General features: G+C 70.4%; 14 protein-coding genes. 10 read left to right on the forward strand and 4 right to left on the reverse strand.

Annotated elements, in window-relative coordinates:
• Positions 1 to 42 precede the first annotated feature (42 nt).
• Complete coding sequence (gene aceB, locus AB0310_RS14815) at positions 43 to 1,677, reverse strand: malate synthase A (protein WP_187662219.1); 1,635 nt, start codon at positions 1,675 to 1,677, stop codon at positions 43 to 45.
• A gap of 126 nt (positions 1,678 to 1,803) precedes the next feature.
• On the reverse strand, positions 1,804 to 3,129 hold the full coding sequence (gene aceA / locus AB0310_RS14820; RefSeq protein WP_363446757.1) for an isocitrate lyase: 1,326 nt from the start codon (positions 3,127 to 3,129) through the stop codon (positions 1,804 to 1,806).
• Positions 3,130 to 3,375: 246 nt separating this feature from the next.
• On the opposite strand from aceA, the gene AB0310_RS14825 reads away from it, so the two are divergent.
• The 7 genes from AB0310_RS14825 to AB0310_RS14855 all read left to right on the forward strand — a co-directional run bounded on the left by AB0310_RS14825 (position 3,376) and on the right by AB0310_RS14855 (position 11,295).
• Positions 3,376 to 4,821, forward strand: coding sequence for a helix-turn-helix domain-containing protein (locus AB0310_RS14825; RefSeq protein ID WP_366237531.1), 1,446 nt, complete (start codon positions 3,376 to 3,378; stop codon positions 4,819 to 4,821).
• A gap of 22 nt (positions 4,822 to 4,843) precedes the next feature.
• Positions 4,844 to 5,971, forward strand: a complete 1,128-nt coding sequence (locus AB0310_RS14830) for a DUF6226 family protein (RefSeq protein WP_366237532.1) — start codon at positions 4,844 to 4,846, stop codon at positions 5,969 to 5,971.
• 218 nt (positions 5,972 to 6,189) lie between these two features.
• On the forward strand, positions 6,190 to 7,293 hold the full coding sequence (locus AB0310_RS14835) for an ABC transporter substrate-binding protein (protein ID WP_259954413.1): 1,104 nt from the start codon (positions 6,190 to 6,192) through the stop codon (positions 7,291 to 7,293).
• Positions 7,293 to 8,090 (forward strand): ABC transporter ATP-binding protein, encoded by a 798-nt coding sequence (locus AB0310_RS14840; protein WP_187662214.1) that lies wholly within the window; start codon positions 7,293 to 7,295, stop codon positions 8,088 to 8,090. The genes AB0310_RS14835 and AB0310_RS14840 overlap by 1 nt, the downstream gene beginning before the upstream one ends.
• On the forward strand, positions 8,083 to 8,931 hold the full coding sequence (locus AB0310_RS14845) for an ABC transporter permease (protein WP_187662213.1): 849 nt from the start codon (positions 8,083 to 8,085) through the stop codon (positions 8,929 to 8,931). The genes AB0310_RS14840 and AB0310_RS14845 overlap by 8 nt, the downstream gene beginning before the upstream one ends.
• A gap of 107 nt (positions 8,932 to 9,038) precedes the next feature.
• Positions 9,039 to 10,418 (forward strand): NtaA/DmoA family FMN-dependent monooxygenase, encoded by a 1,380-nt coding sequence (locus AB0310_RS14850; RefSeq protein WP_280564653.1) that lies wholly within the window; start codon positions 9,039 to 9,041, stop codon positions 10,416 to 10,418.
• The gene (locus tag AB0310_RS14855; protein WP_187662211.1) at positions 10,411 to 11,295 is read left to right on the forward strand and encodes a ribokinase; all 885 of its coding nucleotides are present in this window, start codon (positions 10,411 to 10,413) and stop codon (positions 11,293 to 11,295) included. Before AB0310_RS14850 ends, AB0310_RS14855 begins: the two co-directional genes overlap by 8 nt.
• A 22-nt stretch (positions 11,296 to 11,317) precedes the next feature.
• Here the strand turns inward: AB0310_RS14855 and AB0310_RS14860 are convergent, their stop codons facing one another.
• A complete protein-coding gene (locus AB0310_RS14860) occupies positions 11,318 to 11,905 on the reverse strand; it encodes a PadR family transcriptional regulator (RefSeq protein WP_187662210.1) in 588 nt (195 codons plus the stop codon).
• A 103-nt stretch (positions 11,906 to 12,008) separates the two neighbouring features.
• On the opposite strand from AB0310_RS14860, the gene AB0310_RS14865 reads away from it, so the two are divergent.
• Both AB0310_RS14865 and AB0310_RS14870 read left to right on the forward strand, forming a co-directional pair.
• Complete coding sequence (locus AB0310_RS14865) at positions 12,009 to 12,518, forward strand: flavin reductase family protein (RefSeq protein WP_187662209.1); 510 nt, start codon at positions 12,009 to 12,011, stop codon at positions 12,516 to 12,518.
• The gene (locus AB0310_RS14870) at positions 12,515 to 12,928 is read left to right on the forward strand and encodes a riboflavin kinase (RefSeq protein WP_280564656.1); all 414 of its coding nucleotides are present in this window, start codon (positions 12,515 to 12,517) and stop codon (positions 12,926 to 12,928) included. Before AB0310_RS14865 ends, AB0310_RS14870 begins: the two co-directional genes overlap by 4 nt.
• Here the strand turns inward: AB0310_RS14870 and AB0310_RS14875 are convergent, their stop codons facing one another.
• Positions 12,929 to 13,579: an amino acid deaminase gene (locus AB0310_RS14875; RefSeq protein ID WP_366237533.1), complete on the reverse strand. Its 651-nt coding sequence runs from the start codon at positions 13,577 to 13,579 to the stop codon at positions 12,929 to 12,931.
• Positions 13,580 to 13,697: 118 nt separating this feature from the next.
• On the opposite strand from AB0310_RS14875, the gene AB0310_RS14880 reads away from it, so the two are divergent.
• Positions 13,698 to 14,390 (forward strand): HAD family hydrolase, encoded by a 693-nt coding sequence (locus AB0310_RS14880; protein WP_187662206.1) that lies wholly within the window; start codon positions 13,698 to 13,700, stop codon positions 14,388 to 14,390.
• The last annotated feature ends 2 nt before the right edge of the window (positions 14,391 to 14,392 follow it).

Here is a 14,392-nt window from a genome sequence, read left to right on the forward strand (position 1 = left end):
GGCGATGCCGCAGACCCCACGGCCTGCGGCATGCTCGCGTCGTCAGTCCTCGTCGACCAGGAACCGGCTGTAGGCGCCCAGGGTGAGGAAGGTCGGGAACTCCTCACGGAGCGCGACCTCGCGGAAGATCTCGGCGGCGTCGTCGAAGCGGTCGCCCTCGCGCCTGTCGACCTCGCTGAGCACCTCCGCGATCAGCCCCTCGACGTACTCGACCGTGATGGCCGTGCCGTCCTGCGTGGTGCGGTCCTGATGGATCCACTGCCACACCTGCGAGCGGCTGATCTCCGCGGTCGCGGCGTCCTCCATGAGGTTGTCGATGGCCACGGCGCCGAGTCCGCGCAGCCACGCCTCCAGGTAGCGGATGGCGACGGACACGTTGTCCCGCACGCCCTGCGCGGTGATCGGCCGACCGATGTGCAGGTCGAGCAGGTCGCGCGCCTCCACGTGCACGTCGTCGCGCTGACGGTCGACCTGGTTCGGGCGGTCGCCGAGCACGGCGTCGAACTCGGCCTGAGCCGTCGGGATCAGGTCGGGGTGGGCGACCCAGGTGCCGTCGAAGCCGTCGCCGGCCTCGCGCTTCTTGTCAGCCGACACCTTCTCGACCGCGCGTGCCGTCACCTCGGGGTCGCGGCGGTTCGGGATGAACGCGCTCATGCCGCCGATCGCGAAGGCTCCGCGCTTGTGGCAGGTCTGCACGAGCAGCTCGGTGTACGCCCGCATGAAGGGCACCGTCATCGTGACCTCGCTGCGGTCGGGGAGCACGAAGCGGGCGCCGCGGCCGCGGTAGTTCTTGATGATGGAGAAGATGTAGTCCCAGCGTCCGGCGTTGAGGCCCGCGCAGTGATCGCGCAGCTCGTAGAGGATCTCATCCATCTCGAACGCGGCCGGCAGGGTCTCGATCAGCACGGTCGCGCGGATGGTGCCGTGCGGGATGCCGATGTACTCCTCGCTGAAGGAGAACACGTCGTCCCACAGCTTGGCCTCTTCGCTGGACTCGAGCTTGGCGATGTAGAAGTACGGTCCGCGGCCGGCCTCGATCAGCGCCTGCGCGTTGTGCAGGAAGTAGAGACCGAAGTCGACCAGGGAGCCGGATGCCGACGTGGGCCGGCCGGCGCGGTCGATGAAGGTGAGGTGCTTCTCCGGCAGATGCCAGCCACGGGGGCGCATCACGATCGTGGGCGTGCGCTCGGCGGTGACCCGGTACTCCTTGCCCTCGGGGGAGGTGAAGGAGAGCTCGCCGCGGATCGCGTCGCGAAGGGACAGCTGCCCCTCGATGACGTTCTTCCAGGTCGGGCTCGTGGCGTCCTCCTGATCGGCGAGCCACACTCGCGCGCCGGAGTTCAGGGCGTTGACGGTCATCTTCGGATCGGTGGGCCCGGTGATCTCGACGCGGCGGTCCTCGAGTCCCGGTCCGGCGCCGGCGACCCGCCAGGTGGTGTCCTGGCGGATGTGCGCGGTGTCCTCTCGGAACTGCGGGTCGTGTCCGTTGCCGATCTCGAAGCGGCGACGCATCCGGTCGGCCAGCCGGTCGTGGCGGCGGGAGGCGAACCGGTGGTGGAGTTCGGTGAGGAAGGCGATCGCCTCCGGGGTCAGGATCTCGTCGTAGCGGTCGCGCATGGGCCCGGCGATCTCGATCGCGGGGCCCTGTCGGGTCGTCTGCATCGGTGCGGTGGTCATGATGGTGTCCTTTGCCTTATGCCGAGCCCCCGGGTTGTCGTCGAGACCCCGGGCTCCCGGCGTGTGCGGGGCGGGGTCTCGACGAGAACCTGGGGTCTCGGGGGAAGTGGGGGGAGAAAACGGGGGTCAGTGGAACTGGGCGGTCTCGGTGGAGCCGGCGAGGGCGAGGGTCGCGCTGTCGGGATTGAGCGCGGTCGAGATGACGTCGAAGTAGCCGGTGCCCGCCTCGCGCTGGTGCTTGGTGGCGGTGTACCCGTCGGCTTCGGCGGCGAACTCGGCTTCCTGCAGCTCGACGTAGGCGCTCATGGCGCGCTCGGCATAACCGCGGGCGAGGTCGAACATGGAGTGGTTCAGGGCGTGGAACCCGGCCAGGGTGATGAACTGGAACTTGTAGCCCAGGTCTGCCAGCTCCTGCTGGAACGTCGCGATCTCGGCGTCCGACAGGTGGCGCTTCCAGTTGAAGCTCGGGGAGCAGTTGTAGGCCAGGAGCTTACCGGGGAACCGCGCGTGGATGGCCGCGGCGAACTCCCGCGCCAGCTCGATGTCCGGCTCCCCGGTCTCGACCCAGAGCAGGTCGGCGTACGGGGCGAAGGCGAGGCCGCGGCTGATGACCGACTCGATGCCGGGGCGGACCCGGTAGAAGCCCTCGGACGTGCGCTCGCCTGTGGTGAACTCCCGGTCGCGCTCGTCGACGTCGCTCGTGAGCAGATCGGCGGCGAGGGCGTCGGTGCGGGCGATGATGACGGTCGGAACACCGGCGACGTCCGCCGCGAGACGGGCCGCGTTGAGAGTGCGGATGTGCTGCTGCGTGGGCACGAGCACCTTGCCGCCGAGGTGGCCGCACTTCTTCTCGCTCGCGAGCTGGTCCTCCCAGTGGATGCCGGCGGCACCGGACTGGATGAGCGACTGCGCGAGTTCGTACGCGTTCAGCGGTCCGCCGAAGCCGGCCTCGGCGTCGGCGACGATCGGCGCGAGCCAGTCCTGCGTGATCTCACCCTCGGCGTGCTCGAGCTGGTCCTGCCGGAGCAGGGCGTTGTTGATGCGACGCACGACCGCCGGGACCGAGTTCGCCGGATAGAGCGACTGGTCGGGGTAGGTCTGTCCGGCGAGGTTGCCGTCGGCGGCGACCTGCCATCCGGAGAGGTAGATGGCCTTCAGGCCGGCGCGCACCTGCTGCACGGCTTGGCCGCCGGTGTAGGCGCCGAGCGCCCGGATGTAGTCCTCCGTGTGCAGGAGGTTCCAGAGGTTCTCCGCACCGCGGTGGGCGAGGGTGGCGTCCTCGCGGACCGAGCCGCGGATGCGGACGACGTCTTCGGCGGAGTACGTGCGCTCGACACCGTCCCAGCGCGGGTCGGTGTCCCAGATCTCCTGGAGCTCCGCCGCCGTCTGGACCTGATCGCCGGCGCGCAGGCCGGCGGGGCGCGGGGTGGGGGTCGCTGCGGTGTTCGTCATGGTGTCTCCTCGGATGGGAATCGGCGTCGGTGCCGATGGCGTGCCTCCACTCTGTGTGAAGTTCGGCGCCTCTCCGGTGCCGAATTGAGGAGAAGTTTGACTGAATTTCTGTTTTCGTGACAGACTCGGCCCGCACGCACCGCTCACGCGGCCTCGCGGGATCAGGAAAGACCCCGGCCCGGCCCCGCGAGGAGCGTTCCCGATCCCGCACCGACGCGGACGGCGGTGCGGCTGAGAGGAGCCGACATGGACGACGCCACGGAAGAGACCGACGCCCTCACTGTCGGGCGGCGCATCCGCCAGCTGCGCACCGCGCGGGGCATGACGCTCGAAGAGCTCGCAGCCGCGGTCGAGCGGGCGCCGAGCCAGATGTCGATGATCGAGACGGGCAAGCGCGAGCCCAAGCTCACGCAACTCCAGACGATCGCCCGCGCGCTCGGGGTGACCATCGACGCGCTGCTCACGGGGGAGCCGCTCGACGAGCGCAGCGCGATCGAGGTCGCCCTGGAACGCGCGATGAAGGGGCAGACGTTCCAGGCGCTGGGCATCGCGCCGTTCCGCATCGCCAAGAGTGTGCCGACGGAGGCGCTGAAGGCCCTGCTGGCGCTGCAGGGGGAGATCGACCGACTCAAGGACGAGCGCGCCGCGACCCCGGAGGAGGCCCGGCGCGCCAACGTCGAACTGCGGCATCTGATGCGCCGGCAGGACAACCACTTCGCCGAGCTGGAGGCGAAGGCGGCCGAGATCCTCGCGGCCGTCGGCCATCCCGGGGGACCGCTGACCCAGCGCACCGCCTCGGAGATCGCGGCCCATCTCGGCTTCACCCTCCACTACGCCCCCGACCTGCCGCAGACGACCCGCAGCGTCGCCGACCTCGCCAACGGCCGGCTGTACCTGTCGAGCAGCGTCCCGGCGAAGGGAGACGCACGCACCGCGGTGCTGCAGGCGCTGTCGAGCCGCATCCTGGGGCACTCCGAGCCGCGCAGCTACGCCGAGTTCCTCCGGCAGCGGGTGGAGACGAACTACCTCACCGGTGCCCTGCTCATCCCGGAGGCGCACGTCGTCCCCGCTTTGCAGGATGCCAAGCAGCGGAGGGCGATCTCCATCGAAGACCTCCGTGACGCGTACTCGGTGTCGTATGAGACGGCGGCGCACCGGTTCACGAACCTCGCGACGCGGCACCTCGACATCCCCGTGCACTTCCTCAAGGTGCATGAGTCGGGCACCATCACGAAGGCGTACGAGAACGACGACGTGAACTTCCCGACCGACCGGCTCGGCGCCATCGAGGGGCAGATGTGCTGCCGCCGGTGGACCTCCCGGGTGGTGTTCGACGAGGACGACCGGTTCAACCCGTACTACCAGTACACCGACACCGGGAACGGCACCTACTGGTGTACCGCCCGTGTGGAGGCATCGAGCGAGGGTCTGCACTCGGTGAGCGTCGGGGTGCGGTTCGATGACACGAAGTGGTTCGTCGGCAGGGACACCCCGCACCGCGGTGTGTCGAAGCACTCGGTCGAGGTGTGCTGCCGTCGGGCTCCCGCCGAGCTGGAGGAGCGGTGGCGCGAGAACTCCTGGCCCAACGTGAAGACCCCGCGCACGCTGCTGGCGACGCTGCCCACCGGTGCCTTCCCCGGCGTGGACACGACCGATGTGTACGAGTTCCTGGAGTCCCACGCGCCCCGGTGATCCCGCTCGGTACGCTCGGTCGATGAGCAGTGACGTCTTCCCCGGTCCCCTCGGCCCGATGCCCGAGGCGGGTGCCGCCGCGATCCTGTGGATGCCATCGCCGGCGGAGGCCCTGCGGCCGGTCCGCTTCGTCGACGGTTTCGAGCCGTTCGCCGACTTCCTGCGGGGCCTCGGGATCGACCCCGCGCTGCTGGCCGACGACCTCGCGGCGACGTGGGATGTGGTGGCAGCGCGTCCGGAGATCCTCGACCGCCCGGACCTCGCGGCGGCCGCCGCGCGCTTCGTCGGCAACGTCATCGCGGTCGTGCACCCGGCCGCGACCTGGCGGATGACGAGCGAGCCGGAGATCGGGACGAACACCCTCTCCATCCCGGTCGCGGGTCTCGTGCAGGGGATGGTGCAGCAGCCCGACCAGCGGGATGCGTTCCTGCAGATGCTCGCGTCGTGGGAGCAGGACGACATCGATGACGAGGAGATGAGAGCGCTGTCCGCGGAGGGTTCCGCTCCCGCGGTCGTCGTCGTCCCGGCGCGCGCGTACGTCCGGCCCGCTCTCCCGCCCCTGACCTTCCACGACGACCGCGGCGAGGTCATCCGTTACGGACGCCGCTGGCCCGATGGCATCGCGCCGGAGGAGTCGTACTCTCGGGAGAGCCACCCTGAGCGCTTCGCACCGCTGCTTCTCGTGGTCGACGCGCTCGTCGAGCACCTCTCCCGCGAGTACGAGGTCGAGGCGCGGCGAGAGTCGGGGGAGGACGGGACGGAGCGCGTCGTGCTCGAACCGGCGCGCGGTGCGCGAGTCGTCATCACGCCGACCGTTCCCTCCGTCAGCGTCGAGGCGGGCGCCCACTTCCACGCGATCGTGCCGTCGTGCATCTGCGATGCCTGCGACGAGACCGCCGAGACGGCGGCGGACGAGCTGGAGCGGATCCTGCTGTCGGTCGCCGCCGGGGGTTTCCGGGAGAAGTATCCCGTCGGCCGCCGCGCGTGGCTGTACACCGAGATCCGGTCGCCGGACGGCGACCGGCGGGAGAGCAGCTCAGGCCCCGCTCCGGAGATGCCCGCGAAGGCGCGAGAGCGCACGGCCGCCCTGCTGCGCGGGCTCGACGACGGCTGGTGGCCCGCCTGGCCGCTCCGCTCGACCCCGGTCTGAATCCGCCCGTCCCGTCCCGTCCTGGACACTGTTCCTTCTCGTTCTCTCCCCGGGCCACGGATGCACGACCGTGTTGCGCGCGCACGAGCCGAGGCCCGGGGGAGTCGTGCATCCGTCACCGGATCGTGCGGATGGAGTTAGTTTGATCTTGCTTAGTCAAGATTGACTATGTTACTTTCATCGAGCCATCAATGACGAACGGCCGAGAAGGGACCCTCATGGCTACTTCCTCTGCGGAAACCCGATTCCGCACCACTGCCACCCTGACGTGCGTTCTCGCCGCCACGCTGACGCTCGGAGCATGCTCCTCGCCGGCGCCCGGCGGCGATACCGCCCCCACGAGCGCGGGCGGCAGCGACGCCTGCCAGCGCAACCAGGATGCCGGCACCATCACCTACATCTCCGGCTACGGCTACTCCGCCAGCGCCGGGCAGCTCGACGTGTTCCTGGCGAAGGAGCTGGGCTACTTCGACGACCTCTGCCTCGACGTGGAGATCAACGCGTCCGGTGCGAACGGGCAGCAGCTCGTCGCCTCTGGGCAGGCGCAGTTCACCGCTCTCGGCTCCGCCTCCGATGTGATGCTCGCCGCGGCGAACAGCAAGAACCTCACCGCGGTAGCGACCTACGGCACGACCCCGCCGTTCTCGATCTTCGGCAACGAGAAGCTCACCGATCTCACCGACCTCGAAGGCGGCTCGCTGGGGTACTTCATCAACCTCACGCCCATCGCCTCGGCCATGCTCGATGAGGCCGGGGTCGACGTCTCGAAGGTCGAGATGGTGAAGATGACCAACTACGACCCGACCGTCGTGGTGCGCGAGCAGGTCGACGCGATCGTCGGCTACGCCTCCAACCAGCCGCAGACCCTCAAGGCACAGGACCTCCCGTTCAGCGAGTTCCTGCCCTCCGACCTGGGCGTCGAGGGCACGTACAACGTCATGGAGGTGAACTCGCGCTTCCTCGACGAGCACCGTGAGGTCGCCGCCGACTTCATGCGCGCGAGCCTCAAGGCCCTGCAGTTCTGCCTCGACGAGGCGGACGAATGCATCGACATGCTGGCGGCCCTCGCGGAGGAGAACGGCCAGGGTGCGGCGTTCCCGCGCGACCAGCTCGCCCGTACGTGGGAGGTCGAGTCGGCCTGGGTGCGCGAGAGCGCGGGCGGCAACCCCGGCGTGCAGACCGAGGACATGTGGCAGCCCGAGTACGAGATCGTGCAGGAGTACGGCGACGTCAAGGACCTCCCCGCCATCGCCGACATGATGGACCCGGATCTCGTGGCCGACCTGTACGACGGCGACACCCTCGTCTGGGCGGAGAAGTGATGACCGCGGCACACGGCGCGGGCGTCGAGGTCAGGAACGTCTCGAAGTCCTTCGGTGTCGACGGAGCCCAGGTGACGGTGCTCGACGATGTGAGCCTCACGATCGGCATGGGCGAGTTCGTGTCGGTCATCGGTCCCAGCGGATGCGGCAAGTCCACGCTGCTCAAGGTGGTCGCCGGACTCCTCGACGCCGACTCCGGCACCGTCACGATCGACGGCGAGAGCGTCACGGCGGCCTCCCGCGACAAGAAGATCGGTCTCGTCCCGCAGTCCCCGGCGCTCCTGCCGTGGAAGACGGTGCGCGAGAACGTCGAGCTCCCCGTGCGGATCAACCGCGGGGCCAACGGCGACCGCGCCCTCCGCGACCCCGCCGAGCTGCTGTCGACCTTCGGGCTCGGCCATGCGCTGAAGAAGTACCCGGGGCAGCTCTCCGGCGGTATGCAGCAGCGCGCCGCCATCGCCAGGGCCTTCGTGTTCGACCCGGCGATCATGCTGATGGACGAGCCGTTCTCCGCCCTCGACGAGATGAACCGCGACCTGCAGCGCATCGCCCTGCTGGACTTCTGGCAGTCGAACCGCAAGGCCGTGATGTTCGTCACGCACTCGGTGCCGGAGGCGATCATGCTCTCCGACCGGATCGTGGTGATGGCGGCCCACCCTGGCCGCATCGCCGAGGTGATCGATGTGAACCTTCCGCGGCCCCGGACCGAGGAGGCGTATGCGACGGACGAGTTCCGCGACCTGGAGGCAGTCGTGCGCGGTGCGCTGCGCGCGCAGACGGAGAAGGCCCATGTCTGAGCTGACGATGAGAGACACCACCGCCACCCTCGCCACGGCGCGGCTGAAGGCGCAGCCCCGCCGCGGCATCCCCGGCTGGCTCCGCTGGGGCTCGTGGGGACCGACCCTGATCACGTTCGTGATCGCGGCTCTGCTCTGGCAGATCGTGGCGTGGACCAACCCGTACGTCCTGCCGACGCTGGAGGCCATCGGCGCCAGCCTCGTCGAGGACGCGGGCATGTACTGGTCGAACTTCCTCGTGACGCTGCTGGAGGTCGTCGTCGGGGCCTCCGCCGGCATACTGGCGGGCTTCCTGCTGGCCGTCGTGATGGCCGAGTTCCAGATCATCGAGCGGGCCGTCATGCCGCTGGTCATCATCGTGATGGTGACGCCGATCGTCGCGATCGCCCCGGCGCTGGTCGTCGCCTTCGGGTTCGGCATGGTGCCGAAGTTCATCGTCACCGGCCTCGTGGTGTTCTTCCCGATGCTCGTGAACTCGCTCGCCGGCCTCCGCGACGTGGACCAGAAGGCGTTCGACGTGTTCACGACGCTGCACGCCTCGCGGTGGGAGATCTTCCGCGAGCTGCGGTTCCCCGGCAGCATGCCGTACGTGTTCGCCGGTCTGCGGATCGCACTGCCCCTCGCCGTCGTCGGCGCCGCCGTGGCCGAGTTCGTGGCGGCCGGTCAGCAGGCCGGTCTCGGCTCCCTCGTCACCACCTCGGCGGCACAGGCGAACCTGCCCGTGACCTGGGCGAGCATCGCTCTGCTCTGCCTGCTCGGGGTGCTCCTCATCGTGCTCCTCGCGGTCGTGCGCCGGCGCGTCCTGTGGTGGAGCGACGGCGAGGTCACCGCGAAGGGCTGACCGCACGACCCCCGGTCCCGGGGGCGCGACCCCGCGCCCCCGGGTTCCCCCGGCGTGCCCGGAAACTCCGAACGACTCCATCCCCCACTCCCAGGAAGGCATCCGCCATGACCGCTCAGCACCCCGTGAAGACCCTGCGGCTCGGACTCTTCGAGAACGCCCAGGCGAACGACTCCGGCACCGCGACCTGGCGCCACCCCGACAATCGGCGCTACCTCTTCGACAAGCTCGACTACTGGCGCGACACCGCGCGCCTGGTCGAGAACGCGGGCTTCGACTTCCTCTTCCTCGCCGACGCGTGGGGCTGGGCCGACGTCGCCGGTGAGCGGCCGGAGATCTGCTCCGTCGAGGGCCTGGATCTGCCGCGGCTCGACCCGGCGATCATCCTCGCCGCCCTCATCCCGGAGACCACCCGCCTGGGCCTGGTCGCCACCGGATCGACCCTGCTCGAGCCGCCGTACTCCTTCGCCCGACGCCTGGCCACTCTCGACATCCTGTCCGGGGGCCGGATCGGCTGGAACGTCGTCACCACCGGCACGGCCGACACCGCGGTGCAGGGCTTCGGCGTGCCGATGGTGGGACACGACGAGCGCTATCTGATGGCGGACGACTTCATGCAGGTCGTCTACAAGCTGTGGGAGGAGGCCTGGGAGGAAGGGGCGCTGGAGCGCGACAAGTCCGGTCGCTTCGCCGACCCGGCCAAGGTCCACCGCATCGCGCACGACGGGCCCTACTTCCGCTCGCACGGCTACGGCAACACGCAGCGCTCGCCGCAGGGCACGCCGGTGCTGTTCCAGGCCGGGGCGTCGCCCGCCGGTCGCGAGTTCGGCGGCAAGCACGGCGAGGCGATCTTCGTCGGGAGCGGCTCGGTCGAGCAGCTCCGCACGCATTCCTCGGCGATCCGCGAGGAGGCGGTGAAGAACGGCCGTGCGGCGCACGAGGTGAAGATCATGTCGGCGTTCGCCGCGGTCGTCGGCAGCACCGAGGAGGAGGCCCGCCGCACCTACGCGGAGGTCGCCGATGCGCAGAATCCCGAGGTCACCGTCGCCTCCTACGCCTGGTTCACCGGTCTCGACCTGTCGTCGTACGACCCACGCACGCCGATGTCCGAGCTCCGCACCGAACTCTCGCAGACGCAGGTCGCGCGCTTCGCCGACAAGACGGTGGGCGATGTCCTGGGCGACTGGCACGCGCACGGCGTGGGCGCCCGCCCGATCGTGGGCACGCCGGAGCAGGTGGCGGACCGGATGATGGAGCTCGCCGACGGCGCCGACCTCGACGGCTTCCTCTTCGCTCCGGTGATCCCGCCGGCCTCGACCGCCGACTTCATCGAGCACGTCTTGCCGATCCTCAAGGAGCGCGGGGCGATCGCCGACCCCGCAGCCGAGCCGGAGTCGCTGCGGGAACGGCTGATGGGCACCCCGACGCCCGCGCTCGCCGACTCCCACATCGGGTCGTCGTTCCGGCGGACGATGGCCCGTGTCTGACAGCCTCGCCGGCGTCGCCGTCGTGGGGAGCGCGAACCTCGACCTCGTGGTCGAGGTGTCGCGTCCTCCCCGCGTCGGTGAGACGCTGCTCGGCCGGGCCGGAGGCCGCTTCCCCGGTGGCAAGGGTCTGAACCAGGCTGTCGCCGCGGCCCGCGCGGGAGCCGTGACCACGTTCTGCGGCGTCGTCGGAGCGGACGAGGCCGGCGCCGTTCTGGAGGCGGCGCTGACGGAGGCGGGAGTGGACGCCGCGCTCCGCCGCTCCGCGTCCGCGCCGACCGGGGTCGCGCACGTGCTGGCCTTCGACGACGGCGACAACAGCATCCTCGTGGCGGCGGGGGCGAACGGCGAGCTCACTCCGGAAGACGCCGTGGCCGGGACCGTCGGGGCGGCCGTGATGCTCACTCAGCTCGAGGTGCCCTTCGCCGCGGTCGCCGCCGCCCTGGCCGCCGCACATGCCTCCGGGACCCTCACGATCCTCAACGCCGCCCCCGCGCACCCCGCCGCCGTCGACCTGCTGCCGGAGGTGGACGTGCTGGTCGTGAACGAGACGGAGTGCGCGGAACTCGGCGGCGTCGAGCGGCTCCTCGGCGCCGGCGCCGGGGCGGTCGTGCTCACGGAGGGGGCCGCCGGTGTGACGCTGCATCGGCCAGGGCGCCCCGGCGTGCACGTGCCGGCCTTCCGCATCGACGCCGTCGACACGACGGGAGCCGGGGATGCCTTCTGCGGCGCCCTCGCTGCGGGGCTCGCCCAGGGTCACGACATCGAGCACGCTCTCGTCCGTGCCTGTGCCGCGGGGGCGATCGTCGCCCGTCACCGTGGGGCGACCACTCCGGCGCTGTCCGTCACCGCTCTGGAGGCTCTGGTAGCGCGGCGCTGAGTCCGCGCTGGGCGCGGCGGTATCAGCGCGTAGGGGTGGTCTCCGCCGTCTCGCCGGCGAATGTATACGCTCCGGCACGCAGCCGCTCCAGCAGCGTCAGGAGCCACTCCTTCTCGGCGGTGAGTCGGGCGGTGGAGAGGTCGAAGATCTCGCGCACGTACTCCGGGGTCGTCTCCGAGCGCAGGGTGTCCTGCACGTCGAAGCCGTTCTGCGTGATGATCGCGTCGCTCTTGATGAGCCGGTGCTCGAGGCCGGCGATGACCTCCTGCCGGCTGAGGACGAACATGAACGAGGCCACGGTCATGATCGCCTGGGTGTCGAAGGCCGCGACGTTCCAGAGGTTCTCGCGCAGCATGCGCTGCAGCTCCACCTCGCCGGCCGGGGTGATGCGGTAGGTGGTGCGCGCGGGGCGCTTGCCCTCCGTCTCGGTGCCGCTCTCCGCCACGTAGCCGTCGACTTCGAGCGCGCGGAGGGCGTTGTAGATCGAACCGGGCTGGATGTGCGCCCACTCGTCGACGTGCCAGGTCATGAGCTCGCGGCGTAGGAAGTAGCCGTGCACCGGTTGGAACTGCTTGACGGCACCGAGGACGACGAGGCGGGTGGTCGACATGCGCTTCATGCTAACGGCTCGGTGCGGTGGAACCTGTTGTTTGTATGGTCAAAAATGCATATAATTCAGACTAGTCAAAGTTGACTATCGAAAGGACTTCGTGATGACCACTGCCGTGACCGACGCCCTGCCGCGGGACCGCGCTCTCCGTCGCGCCTTCTCCGTCTACCCGACCGGTGTGGTCGCGCTGGCCGCGCACGTCGAGGACCGCGCCGTCGGTATGGCGGTCAACTCCTTCACCTCGATCTCGCTGGAGCCCGCCCTCGTCGCCGTCAGCGCCGCGCGCACCTCGAAGACGTGGCCCGTGCTGCGCGCCGTCCCCGAACTGGGGATGAGTGTCCTCGCGGCGCACCATGAGCCGCTCAGCCGCTCGCTGTCCGCGCGCGAAGGCGACCGGTTCGGCGGCCATGCGTGGCATCGCTCGGAGGGTGGGGCCGTGCTGATCGACGACGCCGCGCTCTGGCTCACGTGCCGGCTGCACAGCACGTTCGACGGTGGTGACCACGAGATCGCGCTCTACGAGATCCAGGATGTGACGCTCTTCGACGGCGTCGAGCCGCTCGTGTTCCACCAGAGCCGTTACCGTGCCATCTCGCCCGCCGGAGACGTGTGAGCGGACCGGCGCCCCGGGTGCTCTCCGGCCTGGTCGTCCCCGGCGACGGTCGCGGTCGGCTGCTCGGCTTCCCGACCGCGAATCTCGCCCTGTCCGAGCGGTCGCTGCCCGACGATGGGATCTATGCGGCGTGGGCGCTGTTGCCCGGCGACGACCGGCGGTGGGAGGCGACGGCGAGCATCGGCGTCAATCCGACGTTCTGCGGCGACCGGGCGCGGCGTCTCGAGGTGCACCTCCACGACATCGACCGCGACCTCTACGGGCAGCTGCTGTCGGTCGAGCTCGTCGCGCTGCTCCGGCCGACGCTCCGTTTCGATGGGGTCGCGGAGCTCGTCGCCCGGACCGCCGCGGATGTCGCGGCCTCGCGGCGGCTTCTCGCCGCGGAGCGGCGCACGTTCGCGAGGCGCTGACTACGCCGCGTTCCAGCGGAGTCGCGGCAGCGTGGGGAATTCGGTGAGGATCGCCGCCGCGTCGGTCACGGGGAAGAGCGTGACCGGGAGCGGGGGGAGCCCCGGCGATGGTGCGACCGCGTAGGCCAGGGCCGCCGGCCCCTCCGACGCGCTCAGAAAGACCCGACTCTCGCGGCCGGCGACGGCGACCGTGGATCCGTGCAGGCCTGCGGACAGGGCGGCGGCCGCGGCGGTCGCTCGGGCCAGGAGCGTCGGACCGGGGAGCCAGGGGAGGAAGGCGTCCTCGGGGAGTCCGCAGGCGACAGCCAGCGCCGGGGTCAGCCAGCGGTCGCTCTTGAGGCCGTAGGGGGTGGGCTCCCGCGAGAGCAGGTAGCCGTAGCAGTGCAGGAGCCCGGCGTTACCGACCGGCCAGGTCGCCGGCAGGCCCGCGCGCCGGTGGAGTTCGTCGAACAGGGCGGGCGCGATGACGCCCGCGCCGGTGTTCTCGTCGACGGCGGTCGACCGGCCCCACGCGGCGAAGCGCCTCGCATCGCGATCAGCCCGGAGTGAGGCATCGAGCCAGGGCAACGCGTCGATCGCGCTCTGCGCGGCGGCCGGGGTGCTGGTCGCGGCGCGGTCGGCGGCGTGCATGAGGGCAGCGAGTTCGGACACGGCGTTCACCATACGGGAACGACGTGGACGGAGTGTTCACGCGGCGTTCATGCGCTGTGGGCGTTCCGTCCATGTCGTTTGCCCATGCTGGACGGAGCGTCCGCACGGAAGGAACCCCGTGACCACCATCCTCCTCTTCGACTTCGACGGCACGATCGCGCTCGGCGACGGCCCTGTCCTCGCCTACGCCCGACATGTGGCCACCGCGCTGGGCGCGTCGGAGCGGTTCGTCGACGACGTCCGCGTCGCGCTCGCCGTCGCGGGCCCCGACGCCGTCGACGGGTACGACGTCGTCCGCCGCGCGGCGGACAGCTTCGGCGCCGACGGTGCCGTGCTCAGCGCGGCCTACCTGGCGAGCCGCGCCCAGCTCGCCACGGCTGCGGCTCCGGTCACGGTCCCGAGCGGCCTGGTCGAGTTCCTTCGGACCGCCGGCCCCGTAGCGGAGCGCGTGCTGGTGACCAACGCCCCCGCCCTGCGTCTTCCGGAGGCTCTGGAGCACCTCGGGCTCGCGGGACTGTTCGACCGCATCGTGACCGATGCCCGCAAGCCCGCCGGGATGGAGAAGGTCCTCGATGCGCTGCCGCCCGATGCCCGCATCCTGAGCATCGGCGACATGTGGCGAAACGATCTCGCTCCCGCACACGCCCGCGGCCACGCCACCGCGCTGATCGGGGGCTTCGCCGACCCGGCAGCGACCCCGACCTTCCGCGCGGCCGACTTCGCCACTCTCGCACCGCAGCTCGAGGCTTGGCTGCGGGCCACCGACTCCTCCGTTCCGTCCACTTCACACACCCTCACCACCGAAGGATGATC

The organism is Microbacterium meiriae (assembly GCF_040702565.1).
Lineage (GTDB): Bacteria > Actinomycetota > Actinomycetes > Actinomycetales > Microbacteriaceae > Microbacterium > Microbacterium meiriae.

Bases quoted from the DNA above. Each gene is read 5' to 3' on its own strand.
- aceA (WP_363446757.1), bottom strand. From the start codon at position 3,129: ATGACGAACACCGCAGCGACCCCCACCCCGCGCCCCGCCGGCCTGCGC.
- AB0310_RS14845 (WP_187662213.1), top strand. From the start codon at position 8,083: ATGTCTGAGCTGACGATGAGAGACACCACCGCCACCCTCGCCACGGCG.
- AB0310_RS14825 (WP_366237531.1), top strand. From the start codon at position 3,376: ATGGACGACGCCACGGAAGAGACCGACGCCCTCACTGTCGGGCGGCGC.
- AB0310_RS14865 (WP_187662209.1), top strand. From the start codon at position 12,009: ATGACCACTGCCGTGACCGACGCCCTGCCGCGGGACCGCGCTCTCCGT.
- AB0310_RS14835 (WP_259954413.1), top strand. From the start codon at position 6,190: ATGGCTACTTCCTCTGCGGAAACCCGATTCCGCACCACTGCCACCCTG.
- AB0310_RS14860 (WP_187662210.1), bottom strand. From the start codon at position 11,905: ATGTCGACCACCCGCCTCGTCGTCCTCGGTGCCGTCAAGCAGTTCCAA.
- aceB (WP_187662219.1), bottom strand. From the start codon at position 1,677: ATGACCACCGCACCGATGCAGACGACCCGACAGGGCCCCGCGATCGAG.
- AB0310_RS14830 (WP_366237532.1), top strand. From the start codon at position 4,844: ATGAGCAGTGACGTCTTCCCCGGTCCCCTCGGCCCGATGCCCGAGGCG.
- AB0310_RS14840 (WP_187662214.1), top strand. From the start codon at position 7,293: ATGACCGCGGCACACGGCGCGGGCGTCGAGGTCAGGAACGTCTCGAAG.
- AB0310_RS14850 (WP_280564653.1), top strand. From the start codon at position 9,039: ATGACCGCTCAGCACCCCGTGAAGACCCTGCGGCTCGGACTCTTCGAG.